Source organism: Haemophilus influenzae (genome assembly GCF_001457655.1).
GTDB lineage: Bacteria > Pseudomonadota > Gammaproteobacteria > Enterobacterales > Pasteurellaceae > Haemophilus > Haemophilus influenzae.
Map to the genome: position 1 here is coordinate 230,340 of NZ_LN831035.1, position 23,950 is coordinate 254,289.

The following is a 23,950-nucleotide window of genomic DNA, read 5'->3' on the forward strand; positions in this document are numbered from 1 at the left end:
ATATCAATTTATCAATGGAATAAGTTATAAATACGTCTTTTAATATTAGTTTTTAGATTAAACAACTCTCTCATAATCACTATTTTTAATGATCTCCGTTTCTTTTGTTTCTCATAAATAGTTGATTCTATCTCGCCATCATCTTCTAAGCAAAATGGTACTATTGCATAAGGTGGCACTTTATTCTCAAAAAAACGATCCATTGTCACATCCACGGTTAAATACCACTCCTTGCTTTGTGTTAAAAATTTCCTTGCTGCTTGGGGAGTTAAATAATAACCTGTAGTACCAGCAAATCCTTTACTAAATTGATATATCGAAAGATTACCGAAATTAGAGATCAATTTTCTTTTATTTTTCAAACGATCAGGTTGTAACCAGAAAAATTCAAACGTATTTTTATCGCTATTAATAAAATCAAGTACTTCTAAGAAATTATTTTTAAATTTAGCATCATCTTCTAATACAATAATAGGGTAATCTAATTCTACACATTTCTCCCACATAGAATAATGGCTCGCATAACAGCCTAATTGACCCAAGGTTAAAGGATACCCCTTTGCATTCAACCGCTTATTTTCATTGTAACGTTGAAACAATGGGTGATTCGGATTTGATTTGCCATAAATAGCATCAAAAAAGTGAATTTCTTGTATTAAATTATTCGAAAATAACTGTTCAAACTGTGCTTGCATATAAGCTTTTCGATCTGTAGATTTTTCTAGATTAATAATGAAGATAGGTGTAATAAACATAATCTCTCCATAGTTATTTAAATGGAACGATAAATTTCTGCTTATTTTGTTTAGCAGTAATTCTTTTATGTTTAGTAAACAATCTTATTATTTTTTCTAATATTGTTCTCTTTTCTTTTACCTTATTTATTTCTTGAAGAATAATTTGTTTGCTTTGTGATGTACTATTTAAGTCACTCTTTGCTTGCTTGCCAAGACTATCTAAAATTTCATTTCTTATTATCAAGTTATTATTAATATGTGTTAATGTGATTAACATAATTCCACCTTCATAAAATATTTATTTATAAAAAGACAAATCGTAAACGATGTGATTTGTTTAGTTATGGTAGATAATTATACCCCTACCTATTCATTTTACAAATACGTAAATTCCGTTTTAAAAGTAACGCACACAGTGAAAATCTGTTAGATTTCCACCGCACTTTTTTAGCGTTCAACTCCATTTATTTCTCTAAAATACCATTCTTGCATTTCTGAATAATCTCATCCACGCGCCGTCTTCTGTCCAGTTTTCTGGGTGCCAAGAGTTACTCACAGCACGGAACACGCGTTCAGGGTGTGGCATCATAATAGCAACTCGCCCATCCAGATTTGTAATTGCAGTAATGCCCTCCACAGAGCCATTCGGATTGGCAGGATATAGTTCGGTAGGATTACCGTTATTGTCGATGTATTGTGCAGCAATGATGCCTTGTGCTTTTAAGCCTACAAGCTGTTCAGCTGATTTAAACTTAACTTGCCCTTCCCCGTGGGAAACCGCAATGGGCATATGTGAGCCAGCCATTCCTGCAAACCAAACTGAAGCCACTTCATTAATTTTCACTAAACTCACACGAGCTTCAAAGCGTTCAGATTTGTTGCGTACAAAATGCGGCCAGTTTTCTGTACCTGGGATAATTTCCGCCAAGTTAGAGATCATTTGACAGCCATTACATACACCTAAGGTCAGTGTGTTTGGATTGATAAAAAACTGGCTGAATTGCTCGTGTAATTTCGGGTTAAATAAGATGGATTTTGCCCAACCACCCCCTGCGCCAAGCACATCCCCGTAAGAGAAACCGCCACAAGCAACCATTGCATTGAATTCAGCTAAATTGCGACGGCCAGTCATTAAATCAGACATATGCACGTCAATTGCATTAAAGCCTGCACGATCAAATGCTGCTGCCATTTCATAATGGCTATTTACACCTTGTTCACGCAAAATTGCAATGGTTGGTTTTACACCTTTATTGATAAATGGTGCAGTAATATCTTCGTTCACATCGTAAGTCAAAAATGCGGATAAACCTTTGTCGTCAGGGTTTTTCTTAGCTTCAAACTCTTGCTCAGCACAATCTGGATTATCGCGTAAGCGTTGCATTTGGTAAGTTAATTCCGCCCAAATACTACGTAATTCAGTGCGTTTTTCGCTGAATAATTTATGGCTGCCGCGGCTGATCTCAAAGCGATCATCAGCAGTTACCGTACCTAATTGGTGGGTAATACCAAGCAAATTGTGAGCTTTCAACACCTCACGTACACTTTCTAATTGGCTATCGGCAACTTGGATAACCGCTCCCAGTTCTTCGTTAAATAATACCGCTAAATCGTTGTCGCCTAAAGCTGAAATATCAACTTCTACCCCACAATGCCCTGCAAACGCCATTTCTGCAAGAGTTGTGATTAAACCGCCGTCCGAACGGTCGTGATAAGCCAACAATTTATCTTCTGCCACTAAAGTTTGCATTGCATTGTAAAAATCTTTTAAGCGTTGAACCTTTACCACATCGGCAGGCTTGTCTCCTAACTGTTTGTACACTTGAGCAAGTGCAGTCGCACCTAATCGATTATGCCCTTCGCCTAAATCAATTAGCAATAAACTCGATAAACCTTTGTCGGTACGAAGTTGTGGCGTAAGCGTTTTACGTACATCTTCTACACGAGCAAAAGCGGAAATTACTAATGAAAGTGGGGCAGTCACTGATTTTTGTTCGCCATTATCGATCCAAGTGGTTTTCATCGACATTGAGTCTTTACCCACAGGAATAGTTAAACCTAACGCAGGACAAAGTTCTTCGCCCACAGCTTTTACTGCTTCATAAAGTCCCGCATCTTCGCCTGTGTGACCTGCTGCACTCATCCAGTTGGCAGAAAGTTTAATACGTTTCATCTCGCCAATGTGGGTGCCAGCAATGTTAGTAATCGCCTCCGCCACAGCTAAGCGTGCCGAAGCCGAGAAATTTAGCAAGGCAACTGGAGAGCGTTCGCCCATTGCCATTGCTTCGCCGTGGTAGCTATCCAGTGAAGCAGTAGTAACAGCCACATCAGACACGGGGATTTGCCAAGGACCCACCATTTGATCTCGTGCCACCATACCTGTTACAGAACGGTCGCCAATAGTAATTAAGAAAGTTTTTTCTGCAACAACGGGTAAACGTAATACACGATGGAATGCTTCTTTTAATTGAATACCTTCTGTTTTAAGTGATTGATTTTCCACTGTTTTTGATAAAACCTCACGCGTCATTTTCGGCGTTTTGCCTAATAACACATTCATTGGTAAATCAATCGGATTATTATCGAAATGACTATCGTGCAAGATTAAATGTTCTGCTTGTGTTGCTTCGCCAATCACTGCAAAAGGGGCACGTTCACGCTCACAAAGTGCGGTAAATAATTCGAGGTTTTCTGGCGCAACGGCTAATACATAACGTTCTTGCGATTCATTACACCAAATTTCCAATGGCGACATACCTTTTTCATCACAAAGAATAGAACGCAGATCGAATTTTCCTCCACGCCTGCCATCATGTACCAATTCAGGCATTGCATTAGATAAACCACCCGCCCCCACATCGTGAATAAACAGGATTGGATTTTCTTCGCCTAATTGCCAACAGCGGTCAATAACTTCTTGGCAGCGGCGTTCCATTTCCGGATTTTCACGTTGAACAGAAGCAAAATCTAAATCTTCTTTTGATTTACCACTGTCCATCGAAGAAGCAGCACCACCACCTAAACCGATGTTCATTGCTGCCCCACCCAACACGATCAATTTAGCACCGATTGGAATTTCGCCTTTTTGAACCTGTTCGCCACGAATATTACCGATTCCTCCCGCTAACATAATCGGCTTGTGATAACCGCGTACTTCTTTTCCTGCAAAACTATTTACTTTTTCTTCATAAGTACGGAAATAACCTAATAATGCTGGGCGACCAAATTCATTATTAAATGCCGCACTACCTAAAGGCGCATCTATCATAATATCTAAGGCAGAAGCAATGCGATTTGGTTTAGACAATGGATTTTCCCAAGGTTGTTCAAAGTTTGGAATAACGAGGTTAGACACCGAGAAACCTGTTAAACCTGCTTTGGGTTTTGCCCCACGCCCCGTTGCCCCTTCATCACGAATCTCCCCGCCAGAGCCTGTTGCAGCACCAGGAAATGGCGAAATTGCTGTGGGATGGTTATGCGTTTCCACTTTCATTAAAATGTGCGCATCTTCTTGATGAACACGATATTGTCCATCAGGATCAGGAAACCAACGGCCGACTTTCGAACCTTCCATTACTGCAGCATTATCTTTATAAGCAGAAAGCACAAAATCAGGCGTTTGCTCAAAGGTATTTTTGATCATTTTAAACAGCGATTTATCCTGTTTTTTGCCATCAATAATCCAATCGGCATTAAAAATTTTATGGCGACAATGCTCTGAATTCGCTTGTGCAAACATATAAAGCTCCACATCCTGTGGATTACGCTTTAAGGCAGTAAAACTTTCCACTAAATAATCCATCTCATCATCTGCCAACGCTAAACCCAAGGCAATATTCGCCCGTTCTAATGCTTGACGGCCACCATTTAAAATATCAATGGTAGTTAATGCTTTGGGTTCTTGTTGAGTAAAAAGCAAGGCTGCTTCTGTTTCGTGATTTAACACGGTTTCTAACATACGGTCGTGTAATAAATCTTTCAGCGTAGCCAATTCTGCTTCGGTTAAATCACGCTCAATATTGAAGTAATAGGCTATACCACGTTCAATACGATTTACCTTCGACAAACCACAATTGTGAGCGATGTCTGTCGCTTTTGAAGACCAAGAGGAAATTGTCCCCACTCGTGGAGTCACAATTAAACAATATCCTGCAGGCTTGAGTTCAGAAAACATTGACCCATAATGCAATAATGCTTGTAATTTAACGATTTCATCTTCTACAAGCGATGTTTTTTGTTCAACAAAATGCAAATACTCTGCATAAACTGACGTAATAGGCAATTGATATTGCTGGCATTTTTGTTGAAGTTGAGTTAAACGAAATTCAGAAAGAGCAGGCGAGCCACGAAAGGTTTTGACAGTCATATTGCAGTTCCGTATAAAAGAAAAATAAAAAAACAGACGTATTATAACGAACAAAGCAAACGTTTGCATTCAAAATAAAACAATAAGATTTATGTTCAAACATACTCCCTATTTTCAAGTAATACAAAGCTTATACTCGCTCTACAACCGCTAAAAAATCAATCAATTTATCTATTGCTAATAAATTTTAAAACCTTATGAACAGCCAGCCAAAGATAACCCAATTGAAGTATTTTTGTTTGATAATGTGATATAACAGACGTAAAATTACACACTTTCATAAACTCGGAAATTTTTATACTTTTAATTAATTTAAGGATACAACAATGAGCTTATTTTCAGAACCATCTAAACGTCGTTATGGCGTTGCAATTTTTTGCAGGTTTTATCTCTGCTTTCGTTAAATGGGGAGCGGAGCATCCTTTTCCACCGAGCAGCCCTATTGATTTCACGGATTTAACTGGATTGGGGTAACGCACATACTGTTTTCATTAGTCTTTGCTATTGGTTATTGTGTGGTGGCTGAAATTTTCCCGAAAATCAAATTCTGGATAGCTTTAATTGGTGGAAATAATTAGAAAGCGTGGTATAGTTTAAACACTTTTCACTTAATCTAAATAAAGAGGATTTTATGACAGTTACATTAGCAGGAAACCCTATTGAAGTTGGCGGACATTTCCCTCAAGTGGGCGAAATAGTAGAAAACTTTATTTTAGTCGGTAATGATTTAGCCGATGTTGCATTAAACGATTTTGCAGGTAAACGCAAAGTCCTAAATATTTTTCCAAGCATCGACACAGGTGTGTGTGCGACTTCAGTACGTAAATTTAACCAACAAGCGGTAAAATTAAGTAATACTGTTGTGCTTTGTATTTCAGCAGACTTGCCCTTTGCTCAAGCTCGTTTTTGTGGAGCTGAAGGGATTGAAAATGCCAAAACAGTTTCGACTTTCCGTAACCACGCATTACACTCACAATTAGGCGTAGATATTCAAACTGGCCCGTTGGCAGGTTTAACTTCTCGTGCGGTTATTGTGTTAGATGAACAAAACAATGTTTTACACAGCCAGTTAGTTGAAGAAATTAAAGAAGAGCCAAACTATGAAGCTGCATTGGCAGTGTTAGCGTAGTAGATAAAAGATTTAAAACAAGAACCGCCGAGAGGCGGTTTTTTATTATGCTAATAATCTATTTCTTTAAGTAAAAAATCTAGAGATTGTATGAAAAATGCTTGTTCTGATTACTTAAAGTTATCAAACAGCTCAATAAAAATATATTTAGATACAAAATGTTTACGCTAATTTAAGAAAAACGCCCCATCTTTTTTAAGATAAATGGGGAAAAAATATTAAAGAGTTATAAACCCATCATAAATATGGGTCGCCTCGCCTGTCATATAAAGTGGATGACCAACACCATTCCATTCGATCATGAGCGAACCGCCCGGTAAATCTACTTGGACATTGTTGTTTAATAAGCCTTGCATAATTCCAACTGCAACAGCTGCACAAGCACCACTTCCACAGGCTTGAGTTTCGCCAGCACCACGTTCATAAACTCTAAGCTTAATATGTTCTTTGTTGATGATTTGCATAAAACCAGCATTGACACGCTCAGGAAAACGTTCGTGGCTTTCTAACAAAGGACCAAGCTGTTCAACATTTGCTGTTTGAATATCATCTACTTGTACAACACAATGAGGATTCCCCATTGAAACTGCACCACATAGTACGGTTTGAATATCTGTACGCAGAATATAATTTTTCTCAAATTTATTTGCGGTAAATGGAATTTTTGCTGGTTCCCAAATTGGTTCGCCCATATTCACACGAATTTGATTATCATCTTTTACCGTCAAAACCATATTACCCTTTTGTGTGCTAACCGAGATGTCTTTTTTGTTAGTTAGCCCTTTTAATGTCACAAACCGAGCAAAACAACGAGCACCATTTCCGCATTGCGAAACTTCGCTTCCATCAGCATTAAAAATTCTATAATGAAAGTCGAGTTCAGGATCGTAAGGAGCTTCAACAATTAAAAGTTGATCAAACCCAATTCCACAATGGCGATTGGCTAAACGTCGGATCGTTTCTGGAGTAAAAAACACATTTTGAGTGACTCCATCAACCACAACAAAATCGTTACCTAATCCGTGCATTTTGGAAAACTGCATTTTTCCATCCTTTGTATAAATTCAAGATTTTTGCATTATAAAGAGCGGCAAAAATCATGGCAAATAAAGCACTCTAGTATAAGCAAAGTGCGGTAAAAATACCGTAAATTTTTACCGCACTTTATTCATTCTTGGTACCAGATTACATCCAAGCGTTATTGCGAATAATGCCTACTGCAATACCTTCAATTTCAAAATTTTTTTGTTCTTCAAGATTGACTACTATAGGATCAAATTCTTCATTTTCTGCGTGTAGATAAATGATAGAACCTTTTTTCTCAAGACGTTTTACTGTTACTTCATCTTCAATACGTGCAACCACAATTTGTCCGTTACGTACATCCTTAGTACTATGCACAGCTAATAAATCACCATCTAAGATACCAACATTTTTCATTGATAAACCATAAACTTTAAGTAAGAAGTCAGCCTGTGGTTTAAACATATCTGCATCTACTCGATATGTCGCTTCAATATGCTGCTCTGCAAGAATCGGTTCTCCAGCAGCCACGCGCCCTACAAGCGGTAAACCGTCAAATTCATCATTCGAACTATTGTCTAAAATACGAATACCACGAGATGCGCCGGGAATGATTTCGATTGCACCTTTACGTGAAAGTGCTTTCAAATGTTCTTCTGCGGCATTTGCAGATTTGAAACCTAATTCTCGAGATATTTCTGCTCGTGTTGGTGGCATACCTGTTGTTTCCAAATGGCGTTTTAATAAATCCAACACTTCTTGTTGGCGTGCGGTTAATGGTCTCATATACACTCCTGTTTTTAAATACAGATAACTGGTATTGTATACAGATTGTGTAAAGTTGCAACTGTTATTTTTTAAATCTGTGTATTAAGTCACATTTTGTCGCCAAATTTTCTAAATTAGTTGAGATCGGATGTGTTAAAATATTTGAGTTTTTGGACGATAAAAACACCAAAGGGCTAAAAATAGTTCTATTCACAAACTGCTTTTTAAACGTCTATAAGATCTACAAACTTATAACAAAGAGAAAATTTATTATGGCAAATTTTATAAATATGTATCGCCAATTATTGAGCTTGCCGCTGTCTGCATTGGTGAAAAATAATCCTATTCCCGCCAATCCAATAGAAGAGCTTTCACTTAATATTCATCAACCTATTGTTTATGTTTTGCCTTATACATCTCAAACTGATTTCGTTATTTTCCGCCGAAATTGCTTAGCGTTAGGCTTGCCCGATCCCGCAGAGAAAAATGAAATTAATGGCGTTAAGTTACCACGTTATGTATATTTAGACGAAGGTCGCCGAATTTTTAAATCAAAAGGTGCAAAAGACGAAACCACTACCATTTTCAATAAATATCTTGAATTACACCGCACTTCTGAAAGTTTAGATGTGCAACTTATTCCTGTTTCTGTTCTTTGGGGACGTTCTCCTGGACAAGAAGATAAATCAGATTTGCCTAATTTGCGTTTATTAAATGGTATACAAAAAACATTTGCAGCAATTTGGTTTGGACGTGATACTTTTGTGCGTTTTTCTCAAGCGGTTTCATTACGTTATATGGTAGTTGAACATGGCTCAGATGAAAAAATTGCACAAAAGCTGGCTCGAGTTGCAAAAATGCACTTCGCAAAACAACGTATTTCAGCGACAGGCCCTCGTTTACCAAATCGTCAAGCAATGTTTAATAAATTATTGCAATCAGAAGCAATCCGACGAGCAATTGAAGATGAAGCAAAATCAAAAAATATCAGTATTGAAAAAGCACAAAAAGAAGCATATAAAATTTTGGATGAAATTGCAGCTGATGTCAGCCATTCAAGTTTACGTGCAGTAGATCGTTTTTTACGTTGGCTTTGGAATAAACTTTATTCAGGTATTGATGTACAAAATTCGAATCGTGTCCGTAAATTAGCGTTAGAAGGTCATGAAATTGTTTATGTGCCTTGCCACCGTAGTCATATTGATTACTTATTGCTTTCTTATGTGCTTTATCATCAAGGTCTTGTTCCGCCACATATCGCGGCAGGGATTAACTTAAATTTCTGGCCTATAGGTAGAATGTTTCGTAGTTGGGGGGCATTCTTTATTCGCCGCACTTTTAAGGGAAATCGACTATATTCTGCCATTTTTCGCGAATATTTATCAGAACTATTCCATCGAGGCTATTCCGTCGAATATTTTATTGAGGGCGGTCGTTCTCGTACAGGTCGTTTACTGGCACCAAAAACAGGTATGATGTCAATGACACTTCAAGCATTGCAACATAGTCAAACTCGCCCCATTTCGATTGTTCCTGTTTACGTTGGTTATGAACACGTATTAGAAGTAGACACTTATGCTAAGGAATTACGTGGTGCAGCGAAAGAAAAAGAAAATGCGGGTTTAGTACTTCGTGTAATTAAAAAATTACGTAATCTTGGTCAAGGTTTTGTAAATTTTGGTGAGCCAATTACGCTTTCAAACTATTTGAGCCAACATTTCCCTGATTGGAAAGAGCAAAATCACGAAGAAAAACCACAATGGTTTACACCTGCGGTAAATAATATTTCTAAACAAGTAATGATTAATATTAACAAAGCAGCGGCAGTTAATTCAATGAACCTTGTGGGTACAGCACTACTTTCATCTCGTCAGCGAGCACTTTCACGTGAGCAACTGTTAGAACAACTTAGTAGTTATCAACAATTGTTACAAAATGTCCCTTATTCTACGGACGTAGTGCTACCAAATGTGACACCGCAAGCAATGTTAGAACACGTATTAGCTTTAGATCGTATAGGTGTGTTAATTGAAAAAGATAATTTTGGCGAAATTGTACGCTTAGAACGTTCATCTGCTGTACTAATGACTTATTATCGTAATAATATTCAGCATCTATTCGTATTACCATCTTTAGTTGCGAGTATTATTTTGCATTACGAAGCGATCCAAAAAGATTTATTATTAGACGCGATTAGAAAAATTTACCCTTTCTTACAAGGCGAATTGTTCTTACATTTCAATGAAGATGAATTGAATGTACAAATCCATCAAATCATTAATGAATTTGCACGCCAAAGCGTTATTAATTCAAATGATAACTTCTTATCTATTAATAAATCAAAAGTACGAATTTTACAGCTTTGGTCTGCGGGAACGCGGGAAATCTTGCAACGTTATTACATTACTGTCACTATTTTACAAAAACAACCTGCTATTTCTCGAGCTGAACTTGAAAAAGAAAGCCAGCTTGTTGCTCAACGTTTATCAGTATTACACGGCATAAATGCACCAGAATTCTTTGATAAAGCGGTTTTTTCAAGCTTTATTGCAAACTTGAAAGAGCAACGTTACTTTGATGAATCTGGTTATACTGTTCTTGATAAAATAGAAGAATTAGCTTCAACGCTTTCCCATTTGATTTCAACAGAAATTTGCTTAACGGTGAAAGGAACAATTGAAAAATCCGAAGATCTTTCTTCATAAAACAATACTGAGGGCATCATTGATGCCCTTTCTTTTATATAAATGATTTAGATCGCATTTAACGAAAAATTATACTTAATCAATGCAATTTTAATCTTGGTTTTAAATAACGATTCAATTTATCAACGAGAATAATCAAACCAATTTTAATACAACCGTGCAAAGCATGTTGGTGCATTCGATACAAAGACACATAAGCAAACTGCGCAAATTTACCTTGAACGGTAAGTGGATTTTTACCAAACTTATTGGTTAGACTACCAAGTGCGGTAAAATTTGACAGAGAAACTAAAGTACCTTTATCGTTATATTTAAAAGATTTCAGTGGTTTATTTTCAAACAATGCAAAAATATTTTTTGCACAAGCCTTTGCCATTTGATGTGCAGCTTGCGCTCTTGGCGGAACCAATTTACCATTTGATTGTATTAATGCAGCACAATCGCCAATCGCAAAAATACTATCATCAACGGTAGTTTGAAGTGTATCTTTAACCACTAATTGATTGATACGATTAATTTCTAATCCATCAAATTGCTGCGTTACTGTTGAGGCGCGAACTCCTGCTGCCCAAACAATAAGATCAGCTTTAATCTCCCCGCCATCTTTGGTAATAAGTGTATTTGGCTGCGCCTCAGTAATCATTGTGTTTAATTGCACATTGGTGCCCATTTCCTTTAATTCATCTAACACTGCAGCAGATAAATTTTCAGGTAATGCTGGCAATAAACGTGTTCCTGCTTCGACTAAAGTAACTTGTAAGCAAGAACTATCAATTTTACCATAACCGTAAGAAGACAAATCTTCAGCCGCATGATAAAGTTCTGCGGTTAATTCCACACCAGTAGCACCACCTCCCACAATAGCAATATTTACTTTATTTTCATCCACTAACTTTTGTTTAAATTCTTCTTCGCCAATGTCATCTAATGCGCGGTTTTCTGAAAATTTTAAAAATAATTCCAACAGTTTATGTTGAAAACGTAAAGCCTGTTTTGAACTATCTAAAAAAATACAATTATCAGCCACCCCTTTTGTGTTGAAATCATTAGATTTACTGCCAATGGCAATCACTAAATAATCGTAAGGAATTCGACGAGCAATGACAAGCATATCGCCCTCTTGTCCATAAACAGGTGCAAGTTCAACATATTTTTGCTCGCGATTAATACGTATAATTGAACCTTGCTCAAAACTGAAAAAATGATTTTTACCGTGCGCACGATAACTTAAAGAATCAACGCCATCATCCATTACGCCTGTTGCAATTTCATGCAATAAGGGTTTCCATAAATGGGTGGCATTGCGATCAACCAGCGTTACTTTAGCTTGTTTTTGACGACCTAATTTATTACCCAAAAATGTTGCTAATTCAATACCGCCAGCACCCCCACCAACGATCACGACGTTTTTCATAAAGCTCTCCTAAAAGTTTAAATTGTTAAAAATGTTACATTAATGTAATGATAACATAACAACGAAACAGGGCGGAAAACTTTCATAAAAATAACCGCACTTATATATCAAAGTGCGGTTATTTTTTTGAGTTATTTTAAGTTGATATTAGAATAACAAAAACGGTGCTATTTCAGCACCGTTCTTTGTTATCGAATCACATTTTAAAGAATAACGTGAGAAAGACCTAAACCGATTAATAAGCAGAAAAACATGCTCAATAAACCTGGAAGCATAAAGCTGTGGTTTAAAATGTATTTACCGATTTTGGTTGTACCTGTGGTATCGAAGTCAAGAGATGCAATGATTGGACCATAGTTAGGGATGAAGAAGTAACCATTTACAGCAACAAATACACCGATTAATACAGGTGCAGGGATACCTAATGCGATACCAAGAGGGAACAATGTCGCTACTGTTGCACCTTGGCTGTTTACTAATACTGAAAGTACAAATAGCGCAAAAGCAAATGCCCATGGTGCAGTTTCAACTAAGCCTTTCACCATTTCTTTTACTTCAGTAATGTGTGCCTGCATTAAAGTGTCACCTAACCAAGCAATACCGAAGATTGCGATTACTGCACGCATACCTGCATGGAATACAGAACCTTTGGTAATCGCTGTGCCATCTGGTTTACAAGTTAAGATAATCAATGCACCAATAGAAAGCATAATAATTTCAATGGTATGTGCCATTCCCATTGGTTTTCCATCAAAAACAGGTCGAATAGAAGGAGCTGCACCCATTAACACGACAAGTAAAGCTCCAAATAAGAATAAAGAAACAGAAATTTTAGCTGTTTTGCTCACTTCTACTTCTTTGACTAAAGTGGTAGAAGCAAAAATATCTGCATATTTTGGATCATTCAAACGACGTTGATATTCTGGATCATCTTTTAATTCTTTACCCATTTTATTAACAAATAAGCAAGCAAGGAAAAGTCCTAGAATAGTTGAAGGAATGGTTACCATTAAAACATCGCCAAGATGAATACCTTGTGGCTCAAGGTAAGCAACCACAGCCACCACTGCTGCAGCGATTGGGCTTGCTACGATAGCAAATTGTGATGCAATTACCGCCATTGACATTGGGCGTTCAGGACGGATACCGTTTTGACGGCTCACTTCAGCGATAACTGGCAATACAGAATATGCCACGTGACCAGTACCCGCTAAGAGAGTGAATAACCAAGTTACTGCTGGCGCAATAAACGTAATGTGTTTAGGATTACGACGTAAGATTTTGGTTGCGATTTTGATCATGTAGTCTAAACCGCCAGCTGCTTGCATTGCTGCCGCGGCTGCCACTACAGCCATAATCATAAACATAACATCAATAGGTAAACCTGCTGGTTTCAAGCCAAAGCCAAAAGAAAGAATGGCAAGACCTAAACCACCAAATACACCTAAACCGATACCACCTACACGTGCACCCACAAAGATACACAATAATACGATGGCAAATTGTAGTAAAAACATTGCAGACATACTGCCCCCCTAAGTTAATAAAAAAACACTTTATTTTATTTGTTGAAACGGCGTGTAATATAGCAACAAATAGGTAGAGATTCCATAACTTGGATCAATAAATAATGTTGAAAAATTCTGTTATTTTCCATCAGCTGAAATAAAGATAATTTAATGTATTCTATATTTTGAATATTTTTTTGAAAGATAACCCAAGTGCGGTTATACTTGAGCCCTATTTTGACGTACTTAATCAGTAGAGAAAACAATGCAAGAATTTATCTCAATGGCAACAGAGTTTGCTCAAAAACATACGCTTTTAGCAGTTTCTTGGTTTGCGATTTTCGTGATGGTGATTTATACCTTCTACAAAGGCGCAACGAGTAAATTTAAAGTAATTACGCACAATGAAGTTATTCGGTTAATAAATTCCGATGAAGCCATTGTGGTAGATTTACGTAGTCTTGAAGAATTTCAACGTGGACATATCATTAATAGTATTAATGTGCTTCCAAGCGAAATTAAAAATCAAAATATCGGAAAATTAGAGTCGCATAAAGAGAAAGCTCTTATATTAGTCGATACAAATGGTACTTCAGCCTCTGCTTCTGCAGTATTTTTAACCAAACAAGGTTTTAATTCTGTATTTGTGTTGAAAGAAGGCCTTTCCGCGTGGGTAGCAGCAAATTTACCTTTAGTTAAAAAACATAAATAATAAGGAATAGAAAATGTCAGAACAAAAACAAGACGTTGCAGCAACAGAAGAACAACAACCCGTTCTCCAAATTCAACGTATTTATGTGAAAGATGTGTCTTTTGAAGCTCCAAATCTTCCACATATTTTCCAACAAGAATGGAAACCAAAACTTGGTTTTGATTTAAGCACCGAAACAACCCAAGTTGGCGATGACTTATATGAAGTGGTATTAAACATTTCTGTTGAAACTACACTTGAAGATAGTGGTGATGTCGCATTTATTTGTGAAGTAAAACAAGCGGGCGTATTCACTATTAGCGGTTTAGAAGATGTTCAAATGGCGCATTGTTTAACCTCTCAATGCCCGAATATGCTTTTCCCTTATGCACGTGAATTAGTGTCTAACCTAGTCAATCGCGGTACGTTCCCTGCATTAAACTTATCTCCAGTAAACTTTGATGCATTGTTTGTTGAATATATGAATCGCCAACAAGCAGAAAATGCAGAAGAAAAATCTGAGGAAGAACAAACTAAACATTAATTAAATGGTAAAACAAAAGGCAAGCTAGAAATGATCTGCACCCCAAAAGCTGGACTAAATAACCAACTAAGGTGCAGATTTTTTATGACCAAATACCACACCCTTTGCAAACAACAAGTCAATGCACCGTTTGACGTATCCACATCCCATTGTGCAATTAGCAGTCTTGTTTGCCATAAGCATCTTGGCGAAGAATATGACGCACACCTTCATCAAATTCTGCTAATACGCAATCTGCATCTTTCGGATCTTTACCGCACGCATCTAAGTAGAATTTAATTTTTGGTTCAGTACCTGAAGGACGAGCAATTAAGCGTCCGCCATTTTCCAAGTTAAATACAAGGATATCGCTTTGACGATCTGTTTTAATATGGTCGATAAATTGTGCCACTTTTACGCCAGCGATTTCTGCTGGTGGATTGTTACGAAGTGCGGTCATTAATTTTCCAATTTCTGAAAGATCGCTGACTCGAATAGAGATTTGTCCACTCACATAAGCACCAAATTCTTTGGTAAATTCATCAGCATAATCTGCTAAAGTTTTGCCTTGTTTTTTCAAGTTACGCACAAGATCTAAGAACACGATTGCTGCAGAAATACCGTCTTTATCGCGTACTTTGTCTGGATCCACTAGATAGCCCAATGCCTCTTCAAAACCAAACAATAAGCCAGATACTTTACCGATATATTTGAAACCAGTTAAGGTTTCTTCTGATTGGAAACCGTATTTTTTCGCAATTTCAGCAAGTGCTGGAGAAGAAACAAGTGAGCAAGCCAATGTGCCTTGTTTACCTTGATATTGTTTTGCTAAGTACCAACCTAAGAAACAGCCTACTACGTTGCCGTGTAATGATTTCCAGTTGCCTTGTTCATCAGGCACAGCAACGGCTAAACGGTCTGCATCTGGGTCATTCGCAATGATAAATTCAGCGTTCTTTTCTTTTGCCACTTTAATTGCTAAATCCAATGCGCCTTTTTCTTCTGGATTTGGGAAATTCACCGTTGGGAATGTGCCATCTGGCCAAACTTGATCTGCCACTACGTGGGGTTGTGGTAATCCTGCTTTTGCCAGTGTTTTACTTAAAACTTCATAGCCCACACCGTGCATAGCGGTATAAACATAGTTAATGTCGCAAGCGGGTTCTTTAGCTAATGATGCAGTTTTTGTAATGTACGCATCTACCACTTCATCATTTAACACCACATAATTATCGCTACGTGGTAAATCTTGGATATTGCCAGCCGCAACTTTATCAATTAATGCTGCGATGTCTTTATCTGCCGGTGAAACGATTTGACCGCCACCATTTGCTTTACCTAAATACACTTTGTAGCCATTATCTTCTGGTGGGTTATGGCTTGCTGTTACCATTACACCTGCAGTGGTATCAAAATATTGGATAGCATAGGCTAAAACTGGCGTAGGTAATTTGCGTGGTAATAAATAAGCTTTTACGCCTGCACCCACCATAATTTCAGCGGTGTCACGGGCAAAAACATCAGAGTTTTTACGGCCATCGTAACCAATAACGATTGATGGTTCTTTATCGTAACCTTTTAAATATTCCGCTAAACCACCAGCAGCTTGAGAAACTAACACTCGGTTCATCCCCATTGAGCCAGCTTGTAAACGACCACGTAAACCTGCCGTACCAAATTGTAAACGACCATCAAAACGCGCATGTAATTCTACTTCTGCCGCTTTATCTCCGCCTTTTGCTGCATCTAAAAGTGCGGTTAATTCTGCACGAGTTTCTGTGTCAGGATCTTGGTTTAACCAATGTTGTGCAACCTCAAAAAGTGTTGTCATAGCGTTATCCTTATTCGTTGAAATAAATAAAAAATCGCCGTTAGACTAGCGGAAATCTAACAAAATGAAAACGGCTAATTATCAATTTTTTGATCTACTTAACATTTTTTATTCACGCAATCGGTTATCCGAGCCAATTTGGGAACACTATTTGTAGCATAAGCATTTGTTTGAAAAATTCGCTATAATACCGCTTTAATATTTACGGCAAAATTTAACCGCATTTTAAGGATTTTCAATGTCATTCCAACCTCGCTTCGTCCATCTTCGCACACACACAGATTTTTCGATGATTGACAGTATCGTCAAAGTAAAACCTCTTGTGAAAGCTTGTGCTGCCAATGAAATGGTTGCTATGGGATTAACGGATTTTACTAATTTTTGTGGTGTGGTTAGTTTTTATAGCGAAATGCTTTCTTCGGGTATGAAGCCCATTATCGGGGCAGATGTAAAAGTAAAAAGCCCATTATGTGGCGATGAATACTTTGATCTTACTTTGCTGGCTAAAAATAATGAAGGCTATAGAAATATTACTTTATTGTTATCAAAGGCTTATCAACGCGGTTATAACGATTTACCTTATATTGATCAAGATTGGTTAATTGAACATCGCGACGGCGTGATTATTTTATCAGGGGGAACGCAAGGCGATGTGGGTAAAAAATTGTTGAAAGAAAACGTAGCCGAAATTGAAAGTGCGGTCGCTTTTTACCAAGAATTTTTTGCCGATCATTTTTATTTAGCATTAAGTCGTACAGGTCGCCCAAATGAAGAACGTTACATTCAAGCAGCATTGAAATTAGCAGAACGTTGTGATTTACCATTGGTCGCAACTAATGATGTGATGTTTTTGAATGCAGAGGATTTTGAAGCCCACGAAATTCGCGTAGCGATTCACGATGGCTATACTTTAGACGATCCTAAACGTCCGAAATGTTATACCTCACAGCAATATTTTCGTAGTGAAGAAGATATGTGTAAGCTGTTTGCAGACATTCCTTCCGCTCTCGAAAATACCTTATTAATTGCGCAACGTTGTAGTGTGACTTTGCGCCTTGGTCAATATTTCTTACCTCAATTTCCAACTGGCGATTTAAGTACAGAAGATTTCTTAGTGCAAAAATCCAAAGAGGGCTTGGAAGAACGTTTAGTTTTTTTATTCCCTGATGAAAAAGTGCGGTTAGAAAAACGACCAAAATATGATGAACGCTTGCAAGTTGAGCTAGATGTAATTAACCAAATGGGGTTCCCAGGTTATTTCTTGATCGTAATGGAATTTATTCAATGGTCTAAGGATAACGATATTCCAGTAGGGCCAGGTCGTGGTTCTGGTGCGGGTTCATTAGTGGCTTATGCATTAAAAATCACTGATTTAGATCCGTTAGAGTTTGATTTGCTATTTGAACGTTTCTTAAATCCAGAACGTGTGTCTATGCCCGATTTCGACGTGGATTTCTGTATGGATGGTCGCGATCGCGTGATTGAGCACGTTGCAGAAACCTATGGTCGTGGCGCGGTATCACAAATTATTACCTTTGGCACAATGGCGGCGAAAGCGGTTATTCGAGATGTAGGGCGAGTGCTGGGGCATCCTTATGGTTTCGTTGATCGTATTTCTAAATTGATTCCGCCAGATCCAGGTATGACGCTTGCCAAAGCGTTTGAGACCGAGCCGCAATTACAGACTGCCTACGATAGCGATGAAGAAGTGCGAGCATTGATTAACATGGCGCGCAAGCTGGAAGGTGTGACACGTAATGCAGGTAAACATGCAGGTGGCGTGGTCATTTCGCCAACCTTAATTACTGATTTCGCACCACTCTATTGTGATAATGAAGGCTTACATCCGGTTACTCACTTTGATAAAAATGATGTGGAATATGCAGGGCTTGTGAAATTTGACTTCCTAGGCTTGCGTACTCTCACTATCATTAAATGGGCATTGGATATAATTAATGTTCGTATGGTGCGTGAAGGCAAGCCTCGAGTAGATATTGCCGCCATTCCACTTGATGATCCTGAATCTTTTGAATTACTTAAACGTTCCGAAACCACCGCTGTGTTCCAGTTGGAATCACGAGGTATGAAAGATTTGATCAAACGCCTGCAACCTGACTGTTTTGAAGATATTATCGCATTGGTAGCATTGTTCCGTCCGGGTCCGTTACAATCGGGTATGGTAGATAACTTTATCGACCGTAAACACGGGAGAGAAGAAGTATCTTACCCTGACGCAGAATATCAACATGCAAGTTTGAAACCTATTCTTGAGCCGACTTACGGCATTATTTTGTATCAAGAACAAGTGATGCAAATTGCGCAGGTGTTGGCTGGCTATACGCTGGGTGGGGCTGACTTATTGCGTCGAGCAATGGGTAAAAAGAAACCAGAAGAAATGGCAAAACAGCGTTTAGTGTTTAAAGAGGGGGCTGAGAAAAACGGTGTTGATGGCGAGCTATCTATGAAGATTTTCGACTTGGTGGAAAAATTTGCTGGCTATGGTTTTAATAAATCTCACTCCGCTGCTTATGCCTTGGTGTCTTACCAAACTCTTTGGCTTAAAACTCATTTCCCTGCAGAATTTATGGCTGCAGTGATGACATCTGAAATGGATAATACGGATAAAATCGTAGGTTTGTACGACGAATGTTTGCGTATGGGCTTAAAAGTGACGCCACCAGATATTAATATCGGAAAACACCATTTTAGTGTCAATGAACAAGGCGAAATTGTGTATGGGATTGGCGCGATTAAAGGCGTGGGGGAAGGCCCGATTGAAGCACTTGTGGCGGCAAGAAATGAAGGGGGGATTTTCAAAGATTTATTCGATTTATGCGCTCGTGTAGATTTGAAAAAAATTAACCGCCGTACTTTTGAAAGCCTAATTATGTCGGGTGCCTTTGATAAATTAGGCCCACATCGCGCCGCACTTTCTAAGAATTTGGAAGATGCACTTAGAGCTTCCGATCAGCATGCGAAAGATGAAGCAATGGGACAAACGGATATGTTCGGTGTGCTGACTGAAACCCATGAAGACGTGGAAAATGCCTATGCTAATACACCACCTTACACTGAAAAACAAATCCTTGATGGCGAACGAGAAACCTTGGGGCTTTATTTAAGTAGCCATCCTGTTAGCCGTTATTTGAAAGAACTTTCTCATTACACATCAACGCGGTTGAAAGATCTCGCACCAAATCGCCGTGGACAAATTAGCACTGTGGCGGGGCTAGTCGTGGCATCGAGAATTGCGATGACGAAAAAAGGCAATCGTCTAGGTATTGCAACATTGGACGATCGTTCAGGTCGCTTAGATTTAACATTATTTGGTGAAAGCCTAGAACAATTTGGTGAGAAATTACAAAAAGATACAGTGATTGTTGCTTCAGGGCAGGTGAGCTTTGATGATTTCTCTGGTGGCTTGAAAATGACGGTGCGCGAGTTAATGACCTTAGATGAGGCACGTTCTCGTTATGTCAAATCCTTGGCTATTAGTCTTTCTGAGCATCAAATTACACCAAGTTTCATTAAACAATTTAAAGCATTACTTGAGCCAGTGAGTGGTGGAACATTGCCTATTAACGTGTATTATCAAAGTCCGAAAGGTCGTGCGTTGTTACGTTTAGGCGTGCAATGGTCGATCATTCCAACAGATGAAATTCTGACGGAATTGGTGAATTTACTCGGCGAAAGTGCGGTGGAATTAGAGTTTGAATAAGACAAAGGCGTGAAAAATATCACGCCTTTTTATAAGATTAACGTAAGAAATAACGATAAGATTTGCTTTCTGTTACATCTTCAAAAACATAATTGAGTTGGGCAAGTGCCTGTTCAAATTCTGCTTGTTCGCGTTCTTCAATTTGGAACCCAGCAAGGATATTTCCATAGTCCGCACCGTGGGCACGATAGTGAAATAATGAAATATTCCAACGATTTTGCAAGGTTTCCAAGAATTTTAATAAGGCACCTTTTTGCTCTGGGAATTCGAAGGTATATAAACGTTCGTTATCATTTGATGCTCGACCACCCATTAAATAGCGAACATGCGTTTTCGCAATATCATCATCAGACATATCCTCAACATCAAAACCATTTTTCGTGAGGTCTGCAATAATATCTGCTTTTTCTTGCTCATTTGTCGTTCTTACCCCAACAAACACGCAAGCACGTTTATCATCTGCATAACGATAACTGAATTCGGTTACAGCTCTGTTACCTAATACATAAGCAAATTTTAAGAAACTACCTGGTTGTTCAGGCATGGTCACGGCTAATAAAGCCTCTCGATTTTCACCAATTTCACAACGTTCAGATACATAACGTAATGTGTGGAAATTCAAGTTCGCGCCAGACAAAATTGCCGCCATATTTTTGCCTTCAATATGGTTTTGTTTCGCATATTTTTTCAAACCAGCCAAACCTAATGCACCTGATGGTTCTGCAACAGCACGAACGTTCTCAAACAAATCTTTCATTGCTGCGCATACTTCGTCACTATCGACCAATACCATATCATCAAGATATTGTTGGCATAGGCGGAATGTTTCGTCGCCAATGCGTTTTACGGCAACGCCATCGGCAAATAATCCAACATGGGTTAAATCTGTTGGTTCGCCTTTATCGAGAGCGGCTTTTAAGCATGCAGAATCCTTTGATTCTACACCGATGATTTTAATTTCTGGCATAAATTGCTTAAGCAAAATTGCCACACCCGCAGCTAAGCCACCACCACCGACTTGTACAAACACATAATCCAAATCTGCCACTTGTTGTAGCATTTCCATCGCTAACGTGCCTTGTCCAGCGATTACCAATGGATGATCGAATGGTGGAATAAATGTCATATTTTTTTCTTTTGAAAGCTCGATGGCTTTTGCTTTGGCTTCATCGAAATTAGCACCGTGCAACAACACCTCACCACCAAAACCACGCACTGCATCCACTTTAATGCTTGGGGTGTTTTGTGGCATAACAATTAATGCTTTTAAGCCTAATTGTTTCGCTGATAATGCCACGCCTTGTGCATGGTTACCTGCAGATGCCGCTATTACGCCTGCTGCTTTTTGTTCCTCTGAAAGGCTAGAAATCATTGCGTAAGCACCGCGTAGTTTAAAGCTATTTACTGGCTGACGGTCTTCTCGTTTAATCCAGATATTATTGTGCAGTCGTTCAGAAAGTTTTCCCATTTTTTGTAAAGGGGTCACTTGTGCAGCTTCATATACGCGCGAACCAAGTTTAACAATGGCATTGATATAATCTGATTGAGAGGGTTGAGGATTGGTGAGTAGATTTTTCATAGTGTTTGTTTTGATGATAAAGTGCGGTTAGTTTTTCCTTTGTTTTATCCCCCTCTTATGAAAGAGGGGAACCGTTAAATTATTTTAATAATGTTTTATCGCGTACCGCACCTTTGTCCGCTGAGGTCGCAAAGTGACCGAATACTTTTAAAGCGAAAGATACTTCACGTTCACGGTTAGCTGGCTGCCAACCTTTTTGATCTTGTTCGGCTCTGCGTGCTGCGAGTTCATCATTACTGATTTCTAAGTTAATTGCACGATTTGGAATATCAATGTTGATAATATCGCCATCGCGTACTAAGCCGATTGCACCGCCAGAAGCAGCTTCTGGTGAAGCATGTCCAATAGACAAGCCTGATGTACCGCCAGAGAAGCGACCATCCGTTAATAAAGCGCATTTTTTGCCCAAGCCCATCGATTTTAAGTAACTGGTTGGGTATAACATTTCTTGCATACCTGGTCCGCCTTTAGGCCCTTCGTAACGGATAACAACAACATGACCTTCTTTGACTTTGCCACCTAAAATGCCTGCAACCGCATCTTCTTGGCTTTCAAATACGATTGCTGTGCCAGTGAATTTCCAAATAGATTCATCTACACCAGCGGTTTTAACGATACATCCGTCTTCAGCGAGATTACCGAATAATACGGCTAAGCCACCTTCTTGTGAAATCGCATTTTCTTTATTGCGAATACAACCGTTTACACGATCATTATCAACGGTATCCCAGCGGCAATCTTGTGAGAATGCTTGAGTTGTGCGGATACCTGCAGGGCCTGCACGGAAGAATTTATGTAATTCTTCATCTTGATTGCGAATAATATCGTATTGGTCTAGTTGCTCTCCCATGCTCATTCCAAGCACGGTGTGTGTATTTTTATGAATTAATCCAGCGCGATCTAATTCACCCAACAATCCCATAATACCGCCTGCACGGTGTACGTCTTCCATATGATATTTATTGGTGTTTGGTGCAATTCTGCTTAAACAAGGCACTTTGCGCGATAAACGGTCAATATCTTCCATTTTAAAATCCACGCCTGCTTCTTGTGCTGCCGCTAATAAGTGTAAAACAGTGTTACTTGAACCACCCATTGCGATATCGAGGCTCATTGCATTTTCAAAGGCATCAAAAGTACCGATTGAACGAGGCAATACGCTTGCATCATCTTGTTCATAATAGCGTTTGCAAAGCTCGACAATTTGACGACCTGCTTTTAAGAATAATTCTTTGCGGTCTGCGTGAGTGGCTAACATAGAACCATTACCAGGTAAAGATAAACCTAAGGCTTCAGTTAAGCAGTTCATTGAGTTAGCGGTAAACATGCCAGAGCAAGAACCACAAGTTGGGCAAGCGCTACGCTCAATCGCATCAATACGCTCATCGCTTACATTTGGATCGGCTGCCTCAATCATCGCATCTACTAAATCTAAGCGGATTAATTGATCAGAAAGTTTAGTTTTACCTGCTTCCATCGGGCCGCCTGAAACGAAGATAGTTGGAATATTTAAACGCATTGCCGCCATTAACATTCCTGGAGTGATTTTGTCACAGTTGGAAATACACACCATCGCATCAGCACAGTGCGCATTGACCATATATTCCACGCTATCAGCGATTAAATCACGGCTTGGTAAGGAATAAAGCATCCCACCGTGTCCCATCGCGATACCATCATCCACCGCAATGGTGTTAAATTCTTTTGCTACGCCGCCCGCTTTTTCAATTTCTGCGGCAACAAGCTGTCCCATATCTTTTAAATGCACATGCCCTGGTACGAATTGCGTGAAAGAGTTCACCACCGCAATAATCGGTTTACCAAAGTCATTTTCCTTCATTCCTGTTGCACGCCATAAGGCACGTGCGCCTGCCATATTACGACCTTGTGTGCTGGTCGCTGAACGTAGTTTGGGCATAAATAATCTCTCCGAGTAAAATTTAGGGTTCGTTTGTATG

The 23,950-nt window shown here is 38.7% G+C and carries 15 protein-coding genes and 1 pseudogene; 6 read left to right on the plus strand and 10 right to left on the minus strand.

The features are described from left to right. Positions 1 to 11 precede the first annotated feature (11 nt). The 3 genes from AT683_RS01190 to purL all read right to left on the minus strand — a co-directional run bounded on the left by AT683_RS01190 (position 12) and on the right by purL (position 5,103). Positions 12 to 755, minus strand: a complete 744-nt coding sequence (locus tag AT683_RS01190; protein ID WP_038440363.1) for a glycosyltransferase family 25 protein — start codon at positions 753 to 755, stop codon at positions 12 to 14. A gap of 13 nt (positions 756 to 768) precedes the next feature. Further along, positions 769 to 1,014: a hypothetical protein gene (locus tag AT683_RS01195; protein WP_044364591.1), complete on the minus strand. Its 246-nt coding sequence runs from the start codon at positions 1,012 to 1,014 to the stop codon at positions 769 to 771. A 195-nt stretch (positions 1,015 to 1,209) separates the two neighbouring features. Continuing rightward, positions 1,210 to 5,103, minus strand: a complete 3,894-nt coding sequence (gene purL / locus AT683_RS01200; protein WP_044364594.1) for a phosphoribosylformylglycinamidine synthase — start codon at positions 5,101 to 5,103, stop codon at positions 1,210 to 1,212. 326 nt (positions 5,104 to 5,429) lie between these two features. Between purL and AT683_RS09320 the strand changes: the two are divergent. Both AT683_RS09320 and tpx read left to right on the plus strand, forming a co-directional pair. Continuing rightward, positions 5,430 to 5,672: pseudogene (locus AT683_RS09320) on the plus strand (hypothetical protein); the annotation flags it as partial. 62 nt (positions 5,673 to 5,734) lie between these two features. Beyond that, a complete protein-coding gene (gene tpx, locus AT683_RS01205) occupies positions 5,735 to 6,232 on the plus strand; it encodes a thiol peroxidase (protein WP_005655523.1) in 498 nt (165 codons plus the stop codon). A gap of 218 nt (positions 6,233 to 6,450) precedes the next feature. On the opposite strand, the gene dapF is transcribed toward tpx, so the two are convergent. Both dapF and lexA read right to left on the minus strand, forming a co-directional pair. Continuing rightward, the gene (dapF, locus tag AT683_RS01210; RefSeq protein WP_005655521.1) at positions 6,451 to 7,275 is read right to left on the minus strand and encodes a diaminopimelate epimerase; all 825 of its coding nucleotides are present in this window, start codon (positions 7,273 to 7,275) and stop codon (positions 6,451 to 6,453) included. A 142-nt stretch (positions 7,276 to 7,417) separates the two neighbouring features. Then, complete coding sequence (gene lexA / locus AT683_RS01215) at positions 7,418 to 8,041, minus strand: transcriptional repressor LexA (RefSeq protein WP_005648504.1); 624 nt, start codon at positions 8,039 to 8,041, stop codon at positions 7,418 to 7,420. Positions 8,042 to 8,295: 254 nt separating this feature from the next. On the opposite strand from lexA, the gene plsB reads away from it, so the two are divergent. Beyond that, positions 8,296 to 10,728 (plus strand): glycerol-3-phosphate 1-O-acyltransferase PlsB, encoded by a 2,433-nt coding sequence (gene plsB / locus AT683_RS01220; RefSeq protein WP_011272204.1) that lies wholly within the window; start codon positions 8,296 to 8,298, stop codon positions 10,726 to 10,728. 79 nt (positions 10,729 to 10,807) lie between these two features. Here the strand turns inward: plsB and AT683_RS01225 are convergent, their stop codons facing one another. Together AT683_RS01225 and AT683_RS01230 are read right to left on the minus strand one after the other, a co-directional pair. After that, a complete protein-coding gene (locus tag AT683_RS01225) occupies positions 10,808 to 12,142 on the minus strand; it encodes an NAD(P)/FAD-dependent oxidoreductase (RefSeq protein WP_005693148.1) in 1,335 nt (444 codons plus the stop codon). 203 nt (positions 12,143 to 12,345) lie between these two features. Beyond that, complete coding sequence (locus tag AT683_RS01230) at positions 12,346 to 13,668, minus strand: anaerobic C4-dicarboxylate transporter (protein WP_005689035.1); 1,323 nt, start codon at positions 13,666 to 13,668, stop codon at positions 12,346 to 12,348. A 247-nt stretch (positions 13,669 to 13,915) separates the two neighbouring features. On the opposite strand from AT683_RS01230, the gene AT683_RS01235 reads away from it, so the two are divergent. Both AT683_RS01235 and secB read left to right on the plus strand, forming a co-directional pair. Next, a complete protein-coding gene (locus AT683_RS01235; protein ID WP_005648518.1) occupies positions 13,916 to 14,362 on the plus strand; it encodes a rhodanese-like domain-containing protein in 447 nt (148 codons plus the stop codon). A gap of 13 nt (positions 14,363 to 14,375) precedes the next feature. Further along, entirely contained in the window at positions 14,376 to 14,885 is a 510-nt protein-coding gene (gene secB, locus AT683_RS01240) for a protein-export chaperone SecB (RefSeq protein WP_005630575.1), read from the plus strand. A 157-nt stretch (positions 14,886 to 15,042) separates the two neighbouring features. On the opposite strand, the gene AT683_RS01245 is transcribed toward secB, so the two are convergent. Next, the gene (locus AT683_RS01245) at positions 15,043 to 16,695 is read right to left on the minus strand and encodes a phospho-sugar mutase (protein ID WP_058222147.1); all 1,653 of its coding nucleotides are present in this window, start codon (positions 16,693 to 16,695) and stop codon (positions 15,043 to 15,045) included. 238 nt (positions 16,696 to 16,933) lie between these two features. Here AT683_RS01245 and dnaE point away from each other — a divergent pair, with 238 nt between their 5' ends. Then, complete coding sequence (gene dnaE / locus AT683_RS01250; protein ID WP_011272202.1) at positions 16,934 to 20,413, plus strand: DNA polymerase III subunit alpha; 3,480 nt, start codon at positions 16,934 to 16,936, stop codon at positions 20,411 to 20,413. Positions 20,414 to 20,450: 37 nt separating this feature from the next. On the opposite strand, the gene ilvA is transcribed toward dnaE, so the two are convergent. Further along, positions 20,451 to 21,992, minus strand: a complete 1,542-nt coding sequence (gene ilvA / locus AT683_RS01255; protein WP_005692663.1) for a threonine ammonia-lyase, biosynthetic — start codon at positions 21,990 to 21,992, stop codon at positions 20,451 to 20,453. A gap of 79 nt (positions 21,993 to 22,071) precedes the next feature. Beyond that, a complete protein-coding gene (gene ilvD / locus AT683_RS01260) occupies positions 22,072 to 23,910 on the minus strand; it encodes a dihydroxy-acid dehydratase (protein WP_058222148.1) in 1,839 nt (612 codons plus the stop codon). Positions 23,911 to 23,950: the final 40 nt, after the last annotated feature.